The organism is Oceanobacillus sp. CAU 1775, from assembly GCF_054482815.1.
In genome coordinates this window covers 185,275-200,800 of the sequence record NZ_JBTLRO010000005.1, presented here as the reverse complement: position 1 = coordinate 200,800, position 15,526 = coordinate 185,275, and the positions used below count along the sequence as shown (strand labels likewise).

Sequence of the window (15,526 nt, the reverse complement as noted above, 5' to 3'; positions counted from 1 at the left end):
TAAATTTTAAAATATTTTGCAATAACACTTGTATTTTAAGTTAAAATCGGTTAAAATTAATTAACTGAAAATTAAGATATGTAAACTAACAAAAAGGGTGGTGAAGATATGGTGACATTAAAGATGCTAAAACCTTATTACATCAAGACAGAGAAGGATTACGTAAGAATTATTTTAGCATATCAATATTTTTCGGTGGTAATTAAGAACAAGGTGTTTCAGTTCATCCCAGTCGAAGCAAATGAGATTCGTTTAAATCGTCAGACGGAAAAAATTGAGAATATCGATGCAATTTTTGCCTTTCAAAACGGGAAAGATATTGTAAATGTACCAATGGTGAAACTAATTACGCTGCCTGAATTTCTAGAGCAGATCCATGAAATTGGTAAGCCATATTACTTCAAAGCCACTCCAGAACTGCCAGTAACTACAGATGATAGTACTGATGAGGTTATGAATGAATTAGAGCATGCAAATCTTATGCGATTAATAGATCAATCGCTAGATGATAAAGATGAAAAATCATTTATGGAACTAACTGCTTTACTTCATAAAAATGATAATTAAATAAAAACTCCTCCAATTCGGAGGAGTTTTTTGTGAGATGATATTTTCTATTCCGAATCTGTTTCTTCATCTTCGGAAGGATGCAAGTAATTAACGATTTCTACAAATTTTCCAACAGCAATGCCGCTCTCCTTATTCTCTGTATCTTCAACTAATATAGCAATTAGAATATCTTGGCTGTCATAAGGGTAACCAACAAAGGTGCTGTTTACAGAACCATCAACATCAGCGCTTAACTTTAGTTCAACTGTCCCCGTTTTTCCTGCAACTGGAACATTTGCCTCACGTTCTGCGCGTCCAGCAGTTCCATCAGTAACAACCGCTCGTAACATTTCATGAATTAAACGTGCTTCCTCACTAGAAATGAGGTTTTCTTTCCATATTTGTCCAGTTTCTTCGTTAGCTAATAATGTGGGTTTTATCATATTCCCGTCATTCAAGAAAGTTGTATACGCACTAGCTAAATGAATGCCACTCATTTCAAGTTGACCTTGTCCATAACTTGAATTCACTAGAAGAACCTCGTCATTTAATTCGCCATCATTGGAAATCGTGGAAGTCGTGATCGGATATTCATATGGAAGCTCTTCAGCAAATCCGAACTCCTCAAATCCATCAACAAATGCGTCACTTTGCATTTCAACTGCTTGCATTGCAAAGTAAATATTATCAGATCGAACAATTGCATCTTCTAAATCCACAGGTCCATCTGAAAGAGAAACTCTAGACACTTCATAATTCCCCCAACTTTCACCTTTTCCCCACTGATAGCCTTCAATTGTGAAGCCTTCATTAGGGTCCAATGTTCCATGACGCATTCCAACAGCAGCAGTAATTGGTTTAATGACAGATCCTGGTGCAAACTTGGCAGCAAAGCGATTAATCAATGGTGTTTGTTCGTTATTTTCATACTTTGCCCAGACATTTCCTGAAGTACCGTAAAGGATTTCATTTGGGTCAAAAGCAGGTGCACTTACAAGCGCTAGGGTTTCACCAGTTTTGGGATCAATCGCAGCTGCATTTCCAGCATCCTCACCAAAGCTGTTAAAAATTCTTTCTTGGATATTTATATCTATCGTAAGAACAATGTTTTCTCCATTTTCTACAGGCTTTTCAGCAATCAAGACTTCTTCATCATTATCTTTTTTAACTGAAATTTTCATGCCTTTTTTTCCTTTTAACCTTTCTTCAAATTGTTGCTCAAGTCCTCTAATACCAACTTTATCATTTGGACCGTATTCATCGCTCTCCGTTTTTTCTAGAAACTCTGCAGTAATATTTCCAATATAGCCGATTAAATGTGCAGTAGCTTCGCCGCCAGGATATACTCTACCACTAATTTCTTTACGTTGTACTCCTGGAATACTCATGAGTTCACGATAAACTTCTTCATTTTCAGGAAGAATTGTTGTGATTGGTACGAATAGATTATCAGCTACCCATCCAGCACTAAGTGCGTTATTTATACTATCTACACTTATATTTAAAATGTTCGCAATTTGCGATTTAGCTTGCTCAGCGTTTTCTCCTAATTCACCTGGAACAATTCCTATTTCATAAATAATATCATTTAAGGCTAATGGCATTTGATTACGATCTAGAATTTCACCACGAGTTGGAGTAGTGCTTGTAATACTTATTTGTCCGCCATCTGCTAACTCCGGATGAATAAACCCAGGATTCCATTCTACATACCAATTAAGTTCTGCGTCTTCTTCGCTACTTTCAGGTTCTTCCGTTAATGTAGCTTCATATTCATATACAATCGGTCCGCCGATTGACTCCATTTCAACAGTAAATGGATAAGTAATAGATAAACGTGCCTCATCATCTTCTCGGTTTTTGAATAACTCTTCAATTTCTTCATCCGAAAATTCTTCGAAAGATACATTCAAATTTTCAATAGATAAATCTCCATATATTTTTTTATAACGTTCAACGGAATCTTCTACTGTAATATTTTCTTTCATAGGTGTAGCAAACATTTCATACATTTCTTCAAATTCCTCGTTATTCCAGTGAGAAACGAATTCATTAAATCTTTCGTTAGGGGAGACATGATCGTCATTTGAACATGCGGCTAGAAAAAGTAGTAGAAATAGAAGTATAATCAATCGTTTCATCTAATCGCCTCCAACGTAATCTCTATTAATATTAACACTTTTATTTCTTCGATTATAGTAATATTGTTTATATCTAGTAAAATGCCATGTTCTTGGAGAACATGGCAATGAGTTATTTTTGCATATGTGTCGTAATCTCTGAAGTAATTCTGTTAAATTCAGAATCTGGTACAACGTAATACCAAATACCATTAATAGTTGACCCTGAACCGCTTATTTCCATAGTTTGAATATTACTTCTCGTGCCTAGGTAACCAGTGAATAACGTCTGTGCACGTTTCATATCAACATCTGTTTGTACATTTCCACCAAGAATATCGAGGACCTCACCAAATTTTGTAATACTGGAGAAGCTCGCTGCTTTGTTCATTGCAGCAGTAATTACTGCACGTTGACGTTCGTTACGTCCCATATCACTGCGTGGATCTTGTTTACGCATTCGGATGTAGTCTAAAGCTTGTGTCCCATTTAACTGAATTGGTCCCTCGGAAAAAGTTGAACCACCTTGTGAAAAGCTTTGAGTGTTATTTACAGTCACCCCACCAATTGCATCAATACCCTGTTTGAAACCTTCCATATTTACTCTTGCATATAAATGGACAGGTACGTTAAATGCTTCTTCAACTGTTTGTACAGCTAATTCTACTCCCCCAAATGCATATGCGTGGTTTATTTTATCAATTCCACGACCAGGAATATTAACATAAGTATCACGTGGGATACTAAGCATAACCATCGAATCAGTACGAGGATTAAGTGACATTAGTATCATCGTATCAGAACGTCCACGATCCCCAGGCCGTTCGTCTACTCCAAGTAAAAGCATATTTAAAGATTCTTTTTCATCAAAAATTTCTTTAATTTGCTTTTGACGCTCCGGATCTTGATCTCTTGCAAGCGGTGTATGCATTGTATCAAGTGTGTTGCCAAGCTGACTGTATACATAAAATACGAGTCCGCCACCAATTAATATAAAAAATAAGATAATTCCCCCAACCCAAAATGGCCATCTTCTCTTTTTGTTTTTTGATTGTCTTCTAGATACCAAATCAAATTTCTCCTCTTATGTATAATAATCCCTTGAAAAAGGGTGTAGCTACTACATTTTTTCTATGAACCTGGATAAATTATAGCCGAAATAGTCATTTACGTCCATTATAATTTGTACTATTTAATTGGAACTTGTTGAAAATTATCGAAAAAAATCAATGGAATATTATTGATCCCATTGATTATTATTAATTTATTCATTTTTGCTTACAGGGTAGGCATATATAATATAGCGGTCAGGTGCATTACCTACAAGTGAAAAAGGATAACAGGTTGTTAATGTCAGCACTTCTTCATCATGTGGAACAATTATTGTTAGGTCGTCCGCGCTTACAATCTTTGTCTCCGTGATTTCATAAGTAAAATCTCCGTATTTGAGCTGCAATGTAAGTTGATCCCCAATCTCAAGCTCTCCAGTCCTACGAAAAACAGTATCTCGATGCCCGGAAAGGACAATCTGATCTTCTTGTAAAGGATATGCCGTTCCATAGTAGTGACCAACACCGCGAGAAAGCTCATCTGGATCTGTTCCTTCTATAATAGGAAGTTCAGCATCGATTTTGGGAATAAGAAGATTTCCTACTGTCTCTCCATGTACAGGGTTAAAATTTTTTGCTAAATCTTTAGCATCTGGTGCTTGCAAAGCTTTCTCTCTGTCCTTTATCAAGGTTTTAGCTTCAGCGGCAGCTTGATTTTGGGCGCCCGTTGAAGAAAGCCATTGATAGCCCCCGAAAGCTAATAATACAATCCCTATTGTAATAAAAATATAAGATAGTACTTTCATTTTAAACACCCCACAATTACTCTCTTCCCATAGTATAACCTCTCTAAGGAGTTAGGAAAAGTCATATGTAAATGGCTCTCACGAGTAACTTTAAAAATACCCACACCTATAGTATATAGCAGATTTTCATTATTGAGAACTAAATATTATATTAATTTGAAATTCTTAGTAAAGTAAAGATAATAAAAGGAAAACAAAGATAAGCATGCGTTATATAGAATATTTGAGTGTTTTTAAGGTTTTACAACCGTTAGAAATCAAGTATACTACAAGTAAGTTGTTCGTTATAAAGAACGTAAATATTCAAACAAGAACGGCGAACAAACTTACATAGAGAGGAGTGGCTTATGAGATAAGGGGATCATAATACACATGCACATGTCAACTTTGTCGGGGGATTTAACAAAAAACAATTAAAATTGGGAGGAATTACAATGAATTTAAAAAAGAAATTAACTTCAGGTATTGCAACAGCACTTCTAGGGATGGCATTAATTGGTGGAGGAACGTTTGCTTACTTTAGTGACACTGCAGAGCAGAATAATACATTTGCATCTGGGACACTTTCATTAAAGTCAGTTCCTGATGTAGTTGTAAATTTAGATGACCTAAAACCTGGAGATACAATATATAGAGAGTTTGGCTTGCTGAATGATGGCTCTTTAGATATTGGAAGTATTACATTAAAGACAGACTATACCGTAAGAAATGCTTCAAACAACATGCCAGTAGATGGTGATATTGCAGAGGCATATGGTGACGCAATGATGGTTCAATTCTTAAGAAATACTGGTGGAGATGAACCGTTTGAAGTTGTTTTCGAACTTACAGTTAATCAACTTGCAAACATGACTGAAGATGATATTGATGAATTATTGACACAAGTAGATATTGAGACTATATCTCAGTGGATTCCATTATTTCCTTGGCCTTTCGATTGGATCGGATACTTTGAGGAAAATGATATAGCTACAGAAGATATTAAAGTACTAGAGTCAGGTGACACTGCACCATTTGATGTTAAGTTTGAATTTGTTGAATCAGGTGAACCTCAAAATGAGCTTCAAAATCTTAAACTGGATCTAAAATGGACTTTCGAAGGTTTCCAAACTGATGGAGAAGAAAGATAATAAGATACACCTATAAATAAAAGGCGAGTATATCTCGCCTTTTATATACATACTCAAGTTTAGGAGGTGGTATCTACATGAATTTAAAAAAGAATATTGTAGTTGGGATGGTTGCAGGGTTATTAGGGGTCGCACTGATAAGCGGAGGAACGTTTGCTTATTTTAGTGACAGTGTAACTACAGAACATCAAATAAAATCTGGAATAATAGATTTAGATGTTCGAAGTCAGCAGGGTAATTATGTAGATGATGGAGGCTTACTATTAGAATTTGAAAATATAAAGCCCGGGGATCCTCCGTTTGGTTATAGTTTTCATATAAGAAATACTGGCACATTAAACATAGGAAGTGTGCACTTAACTTCCGAACATACAATTTTAGATAGTAATAACACAGTGGTTAATAACGGTTTTGATGGGCAGATATTTATAACAGAACTAATGGTTAACGGAGAAAACAAACTAGCACAGCCAATAACTTTGGAAGAATTGAATAGCCGAACTAGGGTTGAACCAATTTTATTAGTTGAAGATATAAAAGCAGATACGGAGGATGAAATGTTCGGTTTAATCCCAGTCTCCGTTGAATTTGTATTTATGGGCGGAGAAGAACAAAATATCTTTCAAGGAAACACGATTGAATTAGAATGGAGCTTTGAAGCCATGCAGGAGAATGAGTGATGGTCTTATTTTAAAAAGAGGTGGAGAATAGAATGAATAAAAACCCTAAAAAGAATAGACCCTCATACAGATTGTTTTTCTTTATAAGTAAGTTAATGCTCATTTGGTATCTTGTCTTTTTTACAGGTGTTTATCTCTTTTCACCGACAGATGCAGTTTTTACTAAAACATATACAGTTGAAAGTAGAGTTCATGTGGATTGGGTAATAGAAGAACCTGAAGAGTCGGAAGAGGAATCAGATGAAGAAACTACTGGTGAAGATGCCGATGAAGAAGAGCAAACAAATGAGGAAACTAATGATAACGAGACAGAGGAAAATACAAATTCGAATGAAGCGTCTGAAGCTGATGAGAACGAAGAAGAGGTAAACGAAGAAGATAAATCAGTTGAAGATGAGAATATAGATGAAGCAACAGATAATGTAGAAGAAGAAAATGATAAAGAACCAGAAACTCAAGTAGAGGAGGAGCAATCTGATGAAGTTGAAGAAGGTATTTAAATGGGTTAACCATTTAGTATCTACCCTTTTAATCATAGTTTTAGTAGGTGTTGCAGGAATTGTTTTAATGACTAAGTTCTCTGGAGGAGAGCCAGAAGTTTTTGGCTATCAAATCAAAACGGTTCTATCAGGATCAATGGAGCCAGAAATACAAACTGGATCTATCATTGCAGTGAGGCCACTTGAGTCAGAGGAAAAACAAAATTTACAGGTCGATGATGTCATTACTTTCATGGAAACGAAGGATAAGCTTGTAACACACCGGATTATTGATGTAAAAGAAACTGGTGAAGGAGCAATTTATACAACAAAAGGAGATAATAATAACGGACCAGATCGTCAGCCTGTACTTGCTGATAATGTAGTTGCAAGTTATGAAGGGTTCACTGTCCCATACGCAGGGTATGTGGCTAGTTTTGCTCAATCAAAAAATGGTGTATTAGTTCTGTTAATTATTCCAGGAATTCTAATGATAGGTTATTCTGTTGTTACAATATTGCTTGCAATTCGGAAGATAGATGTAAAACAAGAGGATAAGGCTGCTGATCCACAGTAAATTCAGTTAGACAAGGGGAAGGTGCTTATGAAAAAGGAGAAGAATATTCTATATATCATTGCACTGTTCTCGTTTTTATTCGTTGGCTTTCTAATTTTACCAAATCACGTGGAAGCTGACGATGCAACGGAGGAGATTGTGATTGATCGTTTTCCGAGTGAAGAATTATTTTATGTGGAGAACGCCAAACCGGGGGACTATGCCTATCGTCCGCTTTTAATTCAGAACAACCACGATATTGATATTTTGTATTCGATGCATATAAGAAATGATGGAGAAACAAAATTATTTGATGAATTGCTACTCCAAGTTACATTTTTTGATGAAATTGTTTTCGATGGAAAATTAAAAGACTACGAAGGATATACGGATTATCCAATTGGAGCGAACAAAGAAGTAGAAACGGGTTTTAAACTAATGTTTCCAGCAGAACTTGGAAATGAGTTTCAAAATAAAAAAGCGGAATTTACACTTGTTTTTCAAGCGGTAGCTAAAGAAGCACCAAGTTTCGTGGGAGGTATTTCAACCGAAGTTGGAAGCGGGGATTCTTCGACTGTTAAAGGAATTTCTACTAATGAAGGCAGCACCTTACCAAAGACAGCAACCAACATCTTTACCTACATTTTAATTGGGGGATTATTAATTGCACTTGGTGCTTCCGTAAGTTATTTAAGCAAGAGAGAGAATGCGTTCCCTTTAGCCTTCAGCAAGATAAAGTCATTTATTAAATTTAAGTATTAACTTCCGAGTTTTTTTGATACACACTAGCATGATATGACACTGGATCTGACAAAGGAAGTCAATTTATTCAGCCAATAATCAGGTATAATAGATGAGGGAGGAGTAAGCGATTGTAGGGGTCGTTTATTTATCTATAGATACCAATAATAGTAGATTCAAATTGATTGGTTGAATGTAATGGGGGGCGGCAGTGTGGAAAATACAAGTAGTATGGTAACACTAGATCTCGAATGGCTCGTATTAATCTTGCAAGCTAAAGGGATAGGCTTGAATCCAGAAGAAGTACGCTATTTCCTACGGGAGGAAGAGAAAAAAAGTTAGCGGATTTTACATCTAATAATAGAAGCCTCACCTATATTATGATATAATTTCTAATGAAAGTAGGTGAGTGGGTTTGCTCGGCGAACGTATTAAAGAACTCAGACAAGAACAAGATATGACAATATCAGATTTAGCAGAAAAAGCTGGGGTAGCAAAATCCTATTTAAGTTCCATTGAAAGAAACAAACAAACAAACCCATCCATTCAATTTATTGAAAAAGTTAGCGAGGCGTTGGGTATTTCAATGAATGATATTCTTTATCATCAAGATGATATTGAAATTGCCGATCTCGATAAAGAATGGCTTGAAATTGTTATGGAAGCAATGGAATCTGGTGTATCAAAAAAAGACTTTAAAGAATACCTAGAATTTAATAAATGGAAAAAAGAAAAAGATGATTAATCTCCTTAAACCGTAGTGAATGATACTATGGTTTTTTTATTTTGCTTTAATGTAACTTTTTCGATTCTCAATCGTTTTAATAAATGAGGGGGTGGGAGTTTCACTTGAAAAAATACATATTTCAATCATTATTCGAGGGGTATCAGCTCCCGCTCTATCGTTATTTACTACAGATGACACGAAACAAGGAGCAAGCGGAGGAATTACTTCAGGAAACATTTTATCGAGCACTCATTTCTTTAAAAGTGAAAGATGTTACCTCAGCACGTGCTTGGCTTTTTAAAGTCGCTAGGAATTTATATATTGATTCGGTTAGAAAATCTAGTACAGAGGCAAAATTGCTTGAGCAAATGAAGATTCAATACAGAGAATCAAAATTCAGGTTACCTGAAGATGAAGTAATTCTTAAATCAAGGCAAGAAGAGTTAGAAGAACGGTTGAATCAATTACCTGAAAGAATGCGTTCGGTTTTATATCTACGAGAAGTTCAAGGATTGTCTTATAAAGAACTTGAAGTAACTTTAAGTCTTACAAATGCCCAAGTGAAATCAACATTGTTCCGTGCGAGAGCAAAATTCCGTGAGCTAGAAATAGAAAAAAGAAAGGGTGAACCGTCAGATGGATAAAGAAGAAAACGTACTAGAAGGATGGCAGGATGAGGATGAAAAGTTAGATGATAAAGCTGCAAAAAAGATTGTTAGAAAGACAAGACTGTCTTTAATCTTTACAGTATTAAGAACGTTGATAGGTGTCTTTCTAATCTTTACTTTTTATATGATTGCTATAGGCACTTACTTTCAATTTTCGGGTGGTAAAGATAAGTTTGAAAGATTTGTAACTACCGTTGTCGAAACAAGATATCATGGGATGTCAGTAGAAAAACATGCACATCATGAAACCGAAATCACCCCACTCTTTACAAAGAAAACGAGTCTTCCACTCTATCGCCAAGTTGGTAGCTGGAATGTTATTGTCGGTAACGTTGAAGCGAAGAAAAGCCTATTTGGGAATTTACGCTTAAAATTTAACTATAATAATAAATATTTGGATGAACCAATGACTCATACTTATGCAATATCACCAGATTTATTAGGAGACGAAGTTAGAGAAACGGGAGAAGAAAAGTATTTACTGGATCAACTAAATAAAATATCCGATGGCTTTGTTACTCAGATGCATTTTTCACTAAAAGAAAGTATGTCGCCACAAGATTTACTAGAAATCCTTGATGCATATGATGTGTCGGTTTTAGAAATGCCATTATATACTGGAGAATTATCGGAAGGTATGGATATGTTTCATTATTATACTGGTGATAATTATTATTTTGCATCAACATTAAAATTAAGACCGATTGTATATTATGACGGTGATCGCTTATCAGGCAGTGTATCTGCTTTAAGTGGAGAAGGGGTTTTAGAGGATTCTCTTGAAAAAATAGAAGAAGATTTAGAGTGGTTGGTTGACCATGGAGGTTACCATGACGAGGATCTAGATAAAAAACGTCTAAAATATTTTAGAGATAACGAAACGAGGGTCATTGGTGCTGTTGTAACTGGACCGATCCGAGAAATCGAAAGACTTGTAGAAGAGAATGACTTCCATCAGCATGAACTAGGTGGGATAGAAGTTTGGAATTGGTACTAAATATATGATTATTTGCTTTGAATGAGTGATAAGCGAAATTAAAAATCTGATTTCATAGTGAAAATAATAGCGTACATCTTTGAAATTAATACCGGTGCTATTATATAAAGCGTATAATAGTTTGAGATTGTATAAAAGTGGGGATTAAATGAGTAAGAAATATTTCTATTGGTTACTTCCAATTGGTTGGATGGGAATTATCTTCCGTTCGTCATCAACACCTTACGAGCAACAGGATATTAAGCCATTACTTGGACAATATATTGATTTGACTTTTCTTGAGCCATATTTGGACTGGATATATTTCACGTATAATGGTTCTCCAGTCAGTATTGCGACACATGGAGCGGATGGATTTATTGAATTCTTGATCCGCAAAGGTGCACATGTATTTGTGTTCTTTATCCTGTGCTGTCTCTTTAAGTTTGCATTAGAGAAAACTGCAACTTTAACGCTGAAAAAGCAGCTCGCATATTCCTTTTTCTTCACAGTTGCATATGCTGTAATGGATGAAATTAATCAGGGATTCACACCAAACCGTACGGCGTATTTTGGTGATGTTATTCTAGATAGTATCGGAGCATTGTTGGCAATTATCTTTATCTATTTGAAATCAATTTACTACAAAACATGATAGTTATTTCCTAAATAGTTGCAGATAATCTGATAATCTACTTTCTTTTTTATAAAAAAGCGTGTATTTTAATAGATAGAGTTATATAATGTATCAATGATTATAAAACCTTGTCGAAATACGTAAATTATAAATGGAGTAAGTAAAGGCGGGAAATGCAATGGTTGAGCAAGAACAGTATAAGAAATTACTAAGAGAAGTAATCGACGCAACAGAAAACAATAAAATTCAAACATCTGAAGAGTTAATTAAAACTTTAGTAAATAAAATATCAACAAATTATATATTTAAAGCAAAGCATTTATAAACAAGCAAAGCTACTACCTATTAAAAGGATAGTAGCTTTTTAATTTTATTCCGACGTCGATTCCACATCAATTTCTAAATATTTTTCATCTGTAGATTTAATTTTTGCTTGATCACTTGTTAAATTTACCATCCACTCTTGAAAGGCTGCTTCTTCACTAGATTGAACGTAAACAATAAATTCTACGTGTTCAAGATAATTAATCGTCTCAATAATATATTCCGAGTTACGTAAGGCGTTTTCTATCTTACCTAGTAGTCCGTAGTCGACGGTTACGGAAAAACCTTGCATTAATTGACGCTTTACGATTCCAGTTGCTTTTATTGCTTGACTTGTTGCGCTACCATAAGCACGTATGAGTCCGCCTGCACCAAGCTTCATCCCACCAAAGTACCGTGTAACAACTACTGCAGTATCTTTTAAATCTTGTTTTTTTAGAACTTCTAGCATTGGAACACCAGCAGTCCCACTTGGTTCTCCATCATCATTTGCTTTTTGAATCTGGTTAGTTTCCCCTATCATATAGCAGGAGCAGTTATGAGTCGCATCATGATGCTTTTTTTTAATTTCTTGAATGAAATCTAGGGCTTCTGCTTCAGACTCTACTCTGCGCACATATCCGATAAATCTTGATTTCTGTATGATAAGCTCTTCCTGCCCTTGATGTTTTACTGTATAATATTGAGTAAGCATAAATTCACTCCTAAAATAAATCATTGGGGCAATTTATCCACATAACTTCATTAAAAAGTATTATATAATCATTTAAATAGGATAAATTAAGTATGAATTAGAATGTTGACCCCATGAAATTCGAAATACTGTACGTATATTATAGCATAGGTTGGTGTTGTGTATGTTGTTACAAAACGGTGAGAAGGCAATGGACCGTGTGATAGAAGACATGTTAAGTGCCGTTCAACATAGTAAAGATGAGATATTTAATATTAGTGAGGACTCAAAGCGAGAGTATGAACTCCTACAAAATGAGCTTCAGGACACAAAACAACTCGTGCTAGATTATATAGAGCAAGGAGATCTGTTGGAGAAAAAAGTTAGAGATTCCAGGAAGCGCTTAGCTGAAGTTAGTAGGAACTTTGATAAATACTCTGAAAAAGATATCCATGATGTGTATGAAAATACCCATAATTTACAATCAGAACTTATTCGACTAAGAGATAAAGAACATTACCTAAGAAGAAAACGTGATGAAATTGAACGAAGACTACTACGAATATCGAAAACAATCGATAGAGCAGAAGGCCTAGTTAGTAAAATCTCTGTCATTGAAAATTATTTACAGGTTGATTTCTATCAAGTGAATGAAATGATTGAATCAGCAAAAGAAAAACAAGAGTTTGGATTAAAAATTATCGAAGCCCAAGAAGAAGAAAGACGCAGACTCTCAAGAGAAATTCATGATGGACCAGCACAAATGCTTGCAAATATCCTCCTGCGTTCAGAAATTATTGAACGTACCCTTAAGGAAAAATCAACAGAAATTGCAATTGAAGAACTTAGAAAGACGCGCGAAATGGTTCGTTCTTCCCTATATGAAGTGAGAAGAATTATTTACGATCTGAGACCAATGGCACTTGACGATTTAGGACTAATTCCTACAATTAAAAAGTACATAGATAATTTATCGGATTTCCATAAAATATCTATTGATTTTGTTGTTTTAGGTGAAGACAAGCGCTTGCAATCTAAATATGAGGTTGCGCTATTTCGTCTTTTGCAAGAGTCGGTACAAAATGCTGTCAAACATGCAGACCCATCAGAAATCCAAATTAAAATACAAGTGGAAAGTAACTTTATTGTCTTAGTAGTCAAAGATAATGGAAAGGGATTTGACGTAACTATAAAAAAGGAAAATTCATTTGGTTTAATTGGTATGAGAGAGAGAGTACAGATGCTTAACGGGGAATTAGATATCCATTCTCAACCTAATGCAGGGACAACAGTTATTATTAAGTTACCGTATTTATATGACGAAGATTAATTATAGCAACTAAAGCAATTAACTTACCTTAATTTTAAAATTTTAGTCAAAGCTGTTTACTGGGAGGAAGCAAAGATGGATAAAGAGAAAGAAATAAAAGTAGTATTAATTGACGATCATAAATTATTTCGCGAGGGTGTAAAACGCATTTTAGAGTTTGAACCTCAGTTTAAAGTTGTTGCTGAAGGGGACGATGGTACGGAAGCTTCTAAACTGGTGAAGGAAAATAATCCTGACGTCGTATTAATGGATATTAATATGCCGAATATCAATGGAATTGAAGCGACCGCTGATCTTGTACGTTATTTTCCAGACACAAAAATTATTATCTTATCAATTCATGATGATGAAAGTTATGTAACACATGCGCTTAAGACAGGTGCTCAAGGATATCTTTTGAAAGAGATGGATTCCGATTCTCTTATCGAAGCAATTCGTGTAGTAAGTGAAGGTGGTTCTTATTTACATCCTAAAGTTACACATAACTTAGTGAAAGAATATCGTCGTTTAGCTTCAGAAAGTGGTTCAGGAAAAAATGAACGTACAGTAGAATATCGTAAACCACTTCACCTCCTAACAAAACGTGAGTGCCAAGTGTTACAACTATTAGCTGACGGTAAAAGTAACCGTGCCGTTGCCGAAACATTATATATTAGTGAAAAAACAGTTAAAAACCATGTAAGTAATATTTTACAGAAAATGAATGTGAACGACCGCACACAAGCAGTAGTAACTGCGATTCGTAATGGTTGGGTAGAAGTAATGTAACGGTTTAAGTATATGAAATAAACAACTGCTTTGGATATTCATGATGCCAAAGCAGTTCTTTATATAATTTTATAGTAAATGATGAATTTTCTATAGACTTCATGTAAAATATAAATGGAAGTCTATTTTTTTTTGCTATTATCTTATATATTTTTTTTGAACAAAAATAAATGCTTGGAAATGATTTAAGAATGAAGGAGAAGAAAATATGAAAATTGCTGTAATGACAGACAGTACGGCTTACATTCCTAAAAACGTCCGTGACGAACATAATATTCATATGGTTCCATTGAGTGTTGTGTTTGGTGAGGAAACATATCAAGAAGAAATTGATATTACCTCGGAGGAATTTTATAAAAAGCTCAAGGAAATTAAAATGCTTCCTACCACCTCACAGCCTTCTATTGGCTATGTAACGAAAAAGTTAGAACAACTAGCAGAAGATTATGATGCGGTTATTTCAATTCATCTTTCGAGTGGAGTTAGTGGCACGTATGAAACAGTTACTAGTGCTGGAACAATGGTTGATGGAATTGATTTGTATACGTTTGATTCCGAAGTTAGTTGTTATGTACAAGCATTTTACGCACTTGAAGCGGTACAAATGGTGAAAGACAACAAAACCCCTGAAGAAATTATGGAACGATTAAATACTATTAAAAAAGACATGAAAGCATATTTCATGGTTGATGATTTAACGAATCTGGTACGTGGAGGCAGACTATCAAACGCACAAGCACTGGTAGGCAGTTTACTTCAAGTAAAACCAATTCTACACTTTGTAGACAAAAAAATCGTACCTTTTGAAAAAATTCGTACACGTAAAAAAGCGATTAACCGAATCATAGGAATGCTAGAAGAAGATGCGGCAGCAGGCAAGGATCTAAAAGTTACCTTTATCCATGCAAATAATGAAGCATCAGCAAAAGAGGTAGAAGCCGCATTTAAAGAGAAATACCCACATATTGAAACGGTTGTTTCATACTTCGGGCCAGTAATCGGCACACATCTTGGTGAAGATGCTGTAGGAGTCGGCTGGTATGAAAAATAAAGCTACATATCATCATTACAGAATGCTAATTCAAAAGATTTGCATTCTGTAATTTTTATATAAATATAGAAGGGAGCAATTCATATTGGAAGATTTAATACCCCATGAAATCTCAAAAACGCTAAGCAGAAAGCTTTTAAGAAAAGAAGAAATCCCTCTCGAGTCTCATACCATCAACAAACTCCTAGAAATGAAATACCTCCGAGAAACACCAGCTATAAAAAAACACCTATTCTTTCCACATTGTGTACGCTGCAATAAT

The 15,526-nt window shown here is 35.0% G+C and carries 19 protein-coding genes; 15 read left to right on the top strand and 4 right to left on the bottom strand.

Annotated elements, in window-relative coordinates; translation table 11 throughout:
* Window positions 1-108: 108 nt before the first annotated feature.
* Window positions 109-567, top strand: coding sequence for an IDEAL domain-containing protein (locus ACXYMZ_RS10610; protein ID WP_458948378.1), 459 nt, complete (start codon window positions 109-111; stop codon window positions 565-567).
* A gap of 47 nt (window positions 568-614) precedes the next feature.
* Here ACXYMZ_RS10610 and ACXYMZ_RS10605 read toward each other — a convergent pair whose 3' ends face one another.
* The 3 genes from ACXYMZ_RS10605 to ACXYMZ_RS10595 all read right to left on the bottom strand — a co-directional run bounded on the left by ACXYMZ_RS10605 (window position 615) and on the right by ACXYMZ_RS10595 (window position 4,524).
* The gene (locus tag ACXYMZ_RS10605) at window positions 615-2,690 is read right to left on the bottom strand and encodes a penicillin-binding transpeptidase domain-containing protein (RefSeq protein ID WP_458948377.1); all 2,076 of its coding nucleotides are present in this window, start codon (window positions 2,688-2,690) and stop codon (window positions 615-617) included.
* Between the two features lie 112 nt (window positions 2,691-2,802).
* Window positions 2,803-3,738 (bottom strand): LCP family glycopolymer transferase, encoded by a 936-nt coding sequence (locus tag ACXYMZ_RS10600; RefSeq protein WP_458948376.1) that lies wholly within the window; start codon window positions 3,736-3,738, stop codon window positions 2,803-2,805.
* Window positions 3,739-3,933: 195 nt separating this feature from the next.
* Window positions 3,934-4,524, bottom strand: a complete 591-nt coding sequence (locus ACXYMZ_RS10595) for a class D sortase (RefSeq protein ID WP_458948375.1) — start codon at window positions 4,522-4,524, stop codon at window positions 3,934-3,936.
* A gap of 434 nt (window positions 4,525-4,958) precedes the next feature.
* Between ACXYMZ_RS10595 and ACXYMZ_RS10590 the strand changes: the two genes are divergently transcribed.
* The 11 genes from ACXYMZ_RS10590 (at window position 4,959) to ACXYMZ_RS10540 (ending at window position 11,443) form a co-directional block, all read left to right on the top strand.
* A complete protein-coding gene (locus ACXYMZ_RS10590) occupies window positions 4,959-5,654 on the top strand; it encodes a TasA family protein (protein ID WP_458948374.1) in 696 nt (231 codons plus the stop codon).
* 77 nt (window positions 5,655-5,731) lie between these two features.
* Window positions 5,732-6,334: a TasA family protein gene (locus ACXYMZ_RS10585; protein ID WP_458948373.1), complete on the top strand. Its 603-nt coding sequence runs from the start codon at window positions 5,732-5,734 to the stop codon at window positions 6,332-6,334.
* 32 nt (window positions 6,335-6,366) lie between these two features.
* Window positions 6,367-6,834: a hypothetical protein gene (locus ACXYMZ_RS10580; RefSeq protein WP_458948372.1), complete on the top strand. Its 468-nt coding sequence runs from the start codon at window positions 6,367-6,369 to the stop codon at window positions 6,832-6,834.
* A complete protein-coding gene (gene sipW / locus ACXYMZ_RS10575) occupies window positions 6,812-7,390 on the top strand; it encodes a signal peptidase I SipW (RefSeq protein WP_458948371.1) in 579 nt (192 codons plus the stop codon). The genes ACXYMZ_RS10580 and sipW overlap by 23 nt, the downstream gene beginning before the upstream one ends.
* Before the next feature lie 27 nt (window positions 7,391-7,417).
* A complete protein-coding gene (locus tag ACXYMZ_RS10570) occupies window positions 7,418-8,131 on the top strand; it encodes an LPXTG cell wall anchor domain-containing protein (RefSeq protein WP_458948370.1) in 714 nt (237 codons plus the stop codon).
* 192 nt (window positions 8,132-8,323) lie between these two features.
* Entirely contained in the window at window positions 8,324-8,452 is a 129-nt protein-coding gene (gene sinI, locus ACXYMZ_RS10565; protein WP_458948369.1) for a DNA-binding anti-repressor SinI, read from the top strand.
* Between the two features lie 73 nt (window positions 8,453-8,525).
* Window positions 8,526-8,855 (top strand): helix-turn-helix domain-containing protein, encoded by a 330-nt coding sequence (locus ACXYMZ_RS10560; RefSeq protein ID WP_458948368.1) that lies wholly within the window; start codon window positions 8,526-8,528, stop codon window positions 8,853-8,855.
* Between the two features lie 83 nt (window positions 8,856-8,938).
* A complete protein-coding gene (locus ACXYMZ_RS10555) occupies window positions 8,939-9,481 on the top strand; it encodes an RNA polymerase sigma factor (RefSeq protein ID WP_458948367.1) in 543 nt (180 codons plus the stop codon).
* Window positions 9,474-10,502 (top strand): anti sigma factor C-terminal domain-containing protein, encoded by a 1,029-nt coding sequence (locus ACXYMZ_RS10550; RefSeq protein WP_458948366.1) that lies wholly within the window; start codon window positions 9,474-9,476, stop codon window positions 10,500-10,502. Before ACXYMZ_RS10555 ends, ACXYMZ_RS10550 begins: the two co-directional genes overlap by 8 nt.
* Window positions 10,503-10,650: 148 nt before the next feature.
* Entirely contained in the window at window positions 10,651-11,136 is a 486-nt protein-coding gene (locus tag ACXYMZ_RS10545; protein WP_458948365.1) for a VanZ family protein, read from the top strand.
* A gap of 160 nt (window positions 11,137-11,296) precedes the next feature.
* Window positions 11,297-11,443, top strand: coding sequence for a hypothetical protein (locus ACXYMZ_RS10540; RefSeq protein WP_458948364.1), 147 nt, complete (start codon window positions 11,297-11,299; stop codon window positions 11,441-11,443).
* Window positions 11,444-11,488: 45 nt separating this feature from the next.
* Here ACXYMZ_RS10540 and ACXYMZ_RS10535 read toward each other — a convergent pair whose 3' ends face one another.
* Complete coding sequence (locus tag ACXYMZ_RS10535; RefSeq protein ID WP_458948363.1) at window positions 11,489-12,136, bottom strand: YigZ family protein; 648 nt, start codon at window positions 12,134-12,136, stop codon at window positions 11,489-11,491.
* Window positions 12,137-12,299: 163 nt separating this feature from the next.
* On the opposite strand from ACXYMZ_RS10535, the gene ACXYMZ_RS10530 reads away from it, so the two are divergent.
* The 3 genes from ACXYMZ_RS10530 to ACXYMZ_RS10520 all read left to right on the top strand — a co-directional run bounded on the left by ACXYMZ_RS10530 (window position 12,300) and on the right by ACXYMZ_RS10520 (window position 15,264).
* Window positions 12,300-13,445 carry a sensor histidine kinase gene (locus tag ACXYMZ_RS10530; RefSeq protein WP_458948362.1) on the top strand — a complete coding sequence of 382 codons (1,146 nt, stop codon included), beginning with the start codon at window positions 12,300-12,302 and terminating at the stop codon, window positions 13,443-13,445.
* Window positions 13,446-13,520: 75 nt separating this feature from the next.
* Window positions 13,521-14,213, top strand: coding sequence for a response regulator (locus tag ACXYMZ_RS10525; protein ID WP_458948361.1), 693 nt, complete (start codon window positions 13,521-13,523; stop codon window positions 14,211-14,213).
* A gap of 208 nt (window positions 14,214-14,421) precedes the next feature.
* Window positions 14,422-15,264 carry a DegV family protein gene (locus tag ACXYMZ_RS10520; protein ID WP_458948360.1) on the top strand — a complete coding sequence of 281 codons (843 nt, stop codon included), beginning with the start codon at window positions 14,422-14,424 and terminating at the stop codon, window positions 15,262-15,264.
* Window positions 15,265-15,526: the final 262 nt, after the last annotated feature.

Excerpts from the sequence above, each read along its gene's own strand:
- ACXYMZ_RS10585 (WP_458948373.1), top strand. The coding sequence starts at position 5,732 with ATGAATTTAAAAAAGAATATTGTAGTTGGGATGGTTGCAGGGTTATTA.
- ACXYMZ_RS10520 (WP_458948360.1), top strand. The coding sequence starts at position 14,422 with ATGAAAATTGCTGTAATGACAGACAGTACGGCTTACATTCCTAAAAAC.
- ACXYMZ_RS10550 (WP_458948366.1), top strand. The coding sequence starts at position 9,474 with ATGGATAAAGAAGAAAACGTACTAGAAGGATGGCAGGATGAGGATGAA.
- sipW (WP_458948371.1), top strand. The coding sequence starts at position 6,812 with ATGAAGTTGAAGAAGGTATTTAAATGGGTTAACCATTTAGTATCTACC.
- ACXYMZ_RS10595 (WP_458948375.1), bottom strand. The coding sequence starts at position 4,524 with ATGAAAGTACTATCTTATATTTTTATTACAATAGGGATTGTATTATTA.
- ACXYMZ_RS10525 (WP_458948361.1), top strand. The coding sequence starts at position 13,521 with ATGGATAAAGAGAAAGAAATAAAAGTAGTATTAATTGACGATCATAAA.
- ACXYMZ_RS10530 (WP_458948362.1), top strand. The coding sequence starts at position 12,300 with ATGTTGTTACAAAACGGTGAGAAGGCAATGGACCGTGTGATAGAAGAC.
- ACXYMZ_RS10610 (WP_458948378.1), top strand. The coding sequence starts at position 109 with ATGGTGACATTAAAGATGCTAAAACCTTATTACATCAAGACAGAGAAG.
- ACXYMZ_RS10580 (WP_458948372.1), top strand. The coding sequence starts at position 6,367 with ATGAATAAAAACCCTAAAAAGAATAGACCCTCATACAGATTGTTTTTC.
- ACXYMZ_RS10555 (WP_458948367.1), top strand. The coding sequence starts at position 8,939 with ATGAGGGGGTGGGAGTTTCACTTGAAAAAATACATATTTCAATCATTA.
- ACXYMZ_RS10535 (WP_458948363.1), bottom strand. The coding sequence starts at position 12,136 with ATGCTTACTCAATATTATACAGTAAAACATCAAGGGCAGGAAGAGCTT.
- ACXYMZ_RS10590 (WP_458948374.1), top strand. The coding sequence starts at position 4,959 with ATGAATTTAAAAAAGAAATTAACTTCAGGTATTGCAACAGCACTTCTA.
- ACXYMZ_RS10570 (WP_458948370.1), top strand. The coding sequence starts at position 7,418 with ATGAAAAAGGAGAAGAATATTCTATATATCATTGCACTGTTCTCGTTT.
- ACXYMZ_RS10540 (WP_458948364.1), top strand. The coding sequence starts at position 11,297 with ATGGTTGAGCAAGAACAGTATAAGAAATTACTAAGAGAAGTAATCGAC.
- ACXYMZ_RS10545 (WP_458948365.1), top strand. The coding sequence starts at position 10,651 with ATGAGTAAGAAATATTTCTATTGGTTACTTCCAATTGGTTGGATGGGA.
- ACXYMZ_RS10605 (WP_458948377.1), bottom strand. The coding sequence starts at position 2,690 with ATGAAACGATTGATTATACTTCTATTTCTACTACTTTTTCTAGCCGCA.